The 5,329-nt window shown below is 75.0% G+C and carries 5 protein-coding genes; 2 read left to right on the plus strand and 3 right to left on the minus strand.

The features are described 5' to 3' along the window. Positions 1-291, plus strand: a 291-nt coding sequence (locus Q1K57_RS06090) for a hypothetical protein (protein ID WP_300080019.1), incomplete at its 5' end; no start/stop codon positions are given. Between the two features lie 81 nt (positions 292-372). On the opposite strand, the gene Q1K57_RS06095 is transcribed toward Q1K57_RS06090, so the two are convergent. From Q1K57_RS06095 to Q1K57_RS06105, 3 genes are read right to left on the minus strand one after another with little or no spacing between them, the layout of a single operon-like run. After that, positions 373-942: a DUF1707 domain-containing protein gene (locus tag Q1K57_RS06095; protein ID WP_300080020.1), complete on the minus strand. Its 570-nt coding sequence runs from the start codon at positions 940-942 to the stop codon at positions 373-375. Between the two features lie 58 nt (positions 943-1,000). After that, complete coding sequence (locus Q1K57_RS06100; protein ID WP_300080022.1) at positions 1,001-3,820, minus strand: helix-turn-helix transcriptional regulator; 2,820 nt, start codon at positions 3,818-3,820, stop codon at positions 1,001-1,003. A gap of 51 nt (positions 3,821-3,871) precedes the next feature. Beyond that, on the minus strand, positions 3,872-4,033 hold the full coding sequence (locus Q1K57_RS06105; RefSeq protein WP_300080024.1) for a hypothetical protein: 162 nt from the start codon (positions 4,031-4,033) through the stop codon (positions 3,872-3,874). Positions 4,034-4,175: 142 nt separating this feature from the next. Between Q1K57_RS06105 and Q1K57_RS06110 the strand changes: the two genes are divergently transcribed. After that, positions 4,176-5,329, plus strand: a 1,154-nt coding sequence (locus Q1K57_RS06110) for a hypothetical protein (RefSeq protein WP_300080026.1), incomplete at its 3' end; no start/stop codon positions are given.

Genomic DNA, 5,329 nt, shown 5'->3' on the forward strand with positions numbered 1-5,329 from the left:
ACCCCGCGTCCGGACGCGTTCGATCCCGGGACCGGCGAGCGCTACCGCGACGTCGTGATCCTCCGGGTGGCGGACGAGGACGCCAAGCAGTCCCTCGTCCAGGACCCGGCCACCCCGTTCTTCACCACCCCCCACTTCGACTGCTACCTCGCCGTGCTGGTGCGGCTGAGCCGGATCGGCGAACTCACCCAAGCCGAGCTGGCCGAGGTGATCGAGGACGCCTGGCTGTCCCAGGCCTCCGCACGCCGCGGCCGCGACTACCTCAACGGGCCGGCCCGCATCACCGGCTGAACGACTGGGACGTGAACGGTAAGGGGACAGGTCCTTTCCCGTTCAGCTGAACGGGAAAGGGACCTGTCCCCAGTCGTTCACTCAGCGCAGGTCGGACGGCGGTTCCTGGGCCGGCGGCAGCTGTGGGGTCTCACCGCGACGCGGGGGACGGCGCCGCGCGTCCGCCTCCGGCGACGGGGACCAGAACAGCGTCATCATGACCGGGATGCCGGTGCCGAGCATCGGCCACATCGGCCAGTAGTAGAGCAGGTGGCCCGTGGTCAGCACGGTCATCAGCCAGATCGCGTTGAACAGCACCGCCAGCCCGACCCAACCCGTGACGACCCGGGCGACCTGCGCCCGCGGGCGACCCGCAGCAAGGCCGGGCGCCGCGCTCGCCACCATCAGGTCGGACACCACGGGTTCGAGTTCGCCGAGCGTCCGGGCGCTGGCCGCCTGCAGCGCCCGCTCGTCGTGCTCGGCCGCGTCCAGCCGCCCCTCGGCGCGGGCCTGCTGCACCAGCCGCGTCGCGACGTCGCGGTCGGCGTCCGAGGCCCTCAGGTGCTGGTTGGCCGGCACCCTCGGATCGGCGGTGAAGGCCGACCACGACGGCGTCACCGGCTGCACCGGACGGTCGGGACGGGGCTCCGGAAGGTTCTCCCACTGGGTCATCGGCTCGCCTCCTTCGCAACGAACCTACGCGCTCGCGTCCGGCTTGGGCAGGGGGCCCTCAGTCGAGCAGGCCTCGATCGTGCGCGATGGCGGCCGCTTCGCCGCGGCTGGCCGCGCCCAGCTTGGCCAGCACGTTCGACACGTGCACGCTCGCGGTCTTGGTGCTGATGAACAGCTGCCGGCCGATCTCACCGTTGCTGCGGCCGCGCGCGACGAGCCGCAGCACCTCCTGCTCGCGGGGCGTCAGTCCGGCCGAACGCCGAGCCGCAGGGGACGCCGCAGCCACCGCCAGGAACGCGGACGGCAACGCGACCGCCTCCTCGCGAACCAGGTGGAGCTGGTCGGCCGCGTCCGCCTGGTTCCCGGACGCGGCGAGCGACTCGGCCAGCCGCAGCCGCGTGCGCGCGATCTCGTAGCGGTGGCCGTAGGTCTCGAACGCCGCCACCGCGCTCTGCCAGGCCGCGACGAGTTCCGCCGGGGACACCGGTTCGCCCACCGCGTGGCGCAGCCGCAGCTCCTCGGCGGCGAGGCGTGCCCGCCAGGCCCGTCCCTCGGGTCCGAGAGGCAGGCCGAGCCAGGCCTTCACGCCGCCGGCCCGCCGCAGCCACCACTCGGCGGACGCCCGGTGCTCGGCCGCCCGCGCGGGCTCGGCCGTGTCGGCGAGCAGGCCCAGCGCGACCGCGGCGAGCCGGATGAACGCGGCCTCCTGGGACGCCCACTGCCGGTCGATCTCCGCCGCCGCCCGTTCGACCACCGTGATCGCCTCGCGGTGGCGCCCCTGCCGGGCCAGCAGGTCGGCCCACGGCTGGAACGACGCCAAGGCGACCAGGGCGTCCCTCGCCCACCACTGCTCGGCCACCTCGATCAGGTCGTCGTCGACGCTCTCGTCCCGCGCGGCGAGCACCAGCAGCCGGCCGGAGGCGAGCAGCGCACGGCTGGACGGCGGCCCGTCCCCGGGCAGGTCGAACCGCGCCAGCGCGCCGGCGAAGTCGCCGAGCAGATACGACGCCTGTCCCGCCCGGTACCGGGCCGAGAACTCGAACGGACCCCACGGATGGCCCAGCCGGGCGCCCAGCTCGGCCGCCTGGTCGAACCGGGCCCGCGCGGACTCCAGCCGGCCGACCTCCTCCTCGAAGTGGGCGAGCCGGTGCAGCGCCCGGACGTGCGCCTCCCCCGGCTTGGCGTCCGCGACGATCGCGGCCAGATGTGCCTCGAGCCGGGCCAGGTCGCCGCCGAAGTCGACGGTGTAGGCGAGGATCGTGCGCAGGTTGGTCGTGGTGTCGGCCGCCGCCAGCTTCTCGGCCAGTTCGAGCGCCTCCTCGCCGAGCGCGGAGGCCTCCGTCCACCGTTCGCGGTCGACCAGCGCCTGGATGCACGCGGTCAGCGCCTCCAGCCGCACCGCGTCGTCGCGGCCCGCGGTGAGCTCCAGGGCGAGTTCGGCCCGCTCGAGCTGGTCAGGGGTGAGCGTCTCCAGCCGCGAGTGCAGCACGTACGCCGACAGCAGCCGGGGCAGGATCGCCGGGTGCACGCCCGCAGCCGCGTAGGCGTCGATGCGACTGCCGACCAGCTTCGCCGCACGGAACACGTCGCCGGACGCGGACGCCGCCTCCGCCGCCCGTAGCGTGACCGGGTCGCGCTCGGCGTCGTCGGCGGCCATCAGCGAGAGCGCGGCCTCGAAGTGCTCCAGCGCCTCCCGCGGGCCGCCCATCCGCAGCGCGCTCTCGGCCGCCGCCCGGCCGGCCAGGATCGCCGTCTCCCGGTCGCCGGACGCCGCCGCGTGCCGGGCCAGTTCGGACGGCGGCGCCAGCCCGCGATCGGCCAGCACGGCAGCGGTGAACCGCGCGTGCAGCCGGGCCGCCTCGCCGGGCAGCAGCTGGTCACCGATCGCCTCGGCGAGCAGCGAGTGCCGGAACGCGTAGCCGTCGGGTCCCGCGCGCTCCAGCAGGTGGTGCTCGATCGCCTCACGCAGCGCGCGGTCGAGCTCGTCGGCGTCCAGCCCGGAAACGGCGGCGAGCAGGCCGTGGCCCACCGAGCCGCCACCCACCGAGACGAGCTTGACCAACTCCTGCGCGGGCCGGTCCAGCTCGTCGTAGCGGGACTGGAGCACCCGGCTCAGGTCCTCGCTGATCGAGGCACCCCCGGCAGCGAGTTCCTCGGCGAAGAACGCGTTCCCGCCGGCCCGCTGGACGATCTGGGCCACGACCGCGTCGTCACCGTGGCCGGGCAGGTTGCGGACGAGCGCGGTGACGTCGTCGTCCGACAGCGGCGGCAGCTCGACCCTGGTCACGTCGGCCAGCCGCGCCCACACCGGCAGCGTGCCGTAGAGCGGGTGGCGACGGTGCAGGTCGTCGGAGCGATAGCTCACCACGAACCCGACCCGGCTGCTGAATCCCCTCGTCAGCAGCAGGGTGATCAGGTCGCGGGACGAGTGGTCGGCCCAGTGGGCGTCCTCGACGACCACCAGCAGCGGGGTGGCCGCGCCGACCCGGTTGAGCAGCGCGTGGACGGCCTCCGCCAGCTGTCCGGCGTTGCCCATCCGCTGGCCGGTGGACTCCGACCGTCCCGGCAGGAGTTCGGTGAGGGACGGGTGCGCGCAGACCACGGCGTCCACCACCTCGGTGGCGAGGTCGGCCAGGGCGCCCGCGATCTCGACGAACGGCAGGTACGGCATCGCCGCCCCGGTCTGCGCGACGCAGTGCCCGACGACGACCAGCCGGCCGGACGCCCGCGCCTGCTCGGACAGGTGGAAGAGCAGCCGGGTCTTGCCGATGCCCGCGTCGCCGGACAGCACGGCGAGGCCGCCACCGTCGCGGTCGAGACCGCAGGCGGCGGCCAGGCGGGTCGCCTCGTCCGTGCGTCCGACCATCGGTTGGGGCATGACGTCGAGTATGCGCCCCGCCTCTGACAGCGTCACCACGGCGGCGGGCCGTCACCAGGGCAGGCGCTGGTGGTAGCGGAGTTCCCGCTCCGTGCGGCCCGCCTCGAGGAGGATGTCCTGCGACGAGCGGATCCTCGGCGGATCGATGTGCGGACGCCCGGTCAGTCGGCCCAGCGTCAGCTCCTGAAGGGTTCTGGGATCGAAGAAGTTCATGCCTCAACCCTCGGTTCCTGAGGTAGCCGCGGACATCGGGCGACTGCCGTATCTTCGCCGCCGGGGTACCTCAGGTCGTCGCCCACCCCATCTCTCGTCGAGTCCCCGACGGGAGTAGGCCATCCTTGGACCAGGAGGGCAGATGACACTGGAGACCGTGGAGAGCCGGACCCGCGGGCTGGCGTCGGACGTGCGGCGGCTGCGAGTGGCGGCGATGTCCGACCCGCAGCGCACCGACGAACTGGCGGACGCACTCGTCGAGCTCACGGCCGCGCGCCTGCTGGCCTGGGACTTCGCCGAGGCAGCGACCGATGCTCCCGAGTCCGTGGTGCAGGCCGCCCGGATCCTCGCCGCGCGCGGTCCGTCCGGGCCGTACGCCTCCGTGCCGGACGCCGTCCGCTACGCCGTGGCGACCGTGCATCTGGCCGCCGTCCAGGCCGGCCTCGGACAGGCCGGGGCAGCGGGGCGCACCCTCGCCGGGCTTGACGCCTGGCGCGCGCAGCTCGGCCGGCTGCCGCTGGCCGCCAACCTGCCCGCGCCCGTGGTGCTGTGGGCCCTGATCGCCCAGGCTCGCGCCCTGCTGGACGCGGACGTCCCCCTGGCCAACGCCCACGCCGACGCCGCGGAGGCCCGGCTGCACGCGCTGACCGATGGCCCGCCCTACCTCGCGCTCGCCGTGCACCTGCTGGCGGCCGACTGTCGCTGGGCTGCCGGCCGGCCGGAGTCCGCACTCGCCCATCACCGGCTGGCCCTCGAGGTGTACCGGACGGCGGTGGCCGGGTTGGGCGACCGCCCGCGGCCGGCGGTCGTGCGGGCGGTGATCGTCCCGGTCGTCGCGGTCTACGAGCCGCACGCGCAGCGGCTGGCCGCGACCGGCGACCCGTCCGGCGGCATCGCGGTTCGGCGGGAGGAAGCGGACGTCCTCGAACGGCTCAGCGCCGACGACCTCCGGGCCGCGCGGACGGGGTTGGCGCGCGCCCTCCAGGCTGCCGGACGCACGATCGAGGCTCTCGACCTTGAGCCGGGAGGCCCTGCCGCCGACACTCCCCTGGCCGCGCCCGGCGACCGGATCAGCTGGGAGCCGCTCGTGGCCCCCGGCCTCGCCGAGGCGGAGCCGGACCCGGCCGCGATCGCGGTCTGGCAACGCGCGGAACAGGCGGCCGGGTTCGCCGGGGTCGCTGCCCGCGCGGAGGCGGAGCGGAGCGAGTCGGCCCTGCGCACGGCCGCGGAGGAGGCTGCCGCCCGGAGCGAGCTCGACCGGGCAGAGGCCGAGCGACGCGCCGCGGCCGAGGCGGA

This window comes from Propioniciclava sp. (assembly GCF_029977985.1).
Classification (GTDB): domain Bacteria; phylum Actinomycetota; class Actinomycetes; order Propionibacteriales; family Propionibacteriaceae; genus Propioniciclava.

Coding starts and splice junctions, on each gene's coding strand:
- Q1K57_RS06095 (WP_300080020.1), bottom strand. CDS start 942: ATGACCCAGTGGGAGAACCTTCCGGAGCCCCGTCCCGACCGTCCGGTG.
- Q1K57_RS06100 (WP_300080022.1), bottom strand. CDS start 3,820: ATGCCCCAACCGATGGTCGGACGCACGGACGAGGCGACCCGCCTGGCC.
- Q1K57_RS06105 (WP_300080024.1), bottom strand. CDS start 4,033: ATGAACTTCTTCGATCCCAGAACCCTTCAGGAGCTGACGCTGGGCCGA.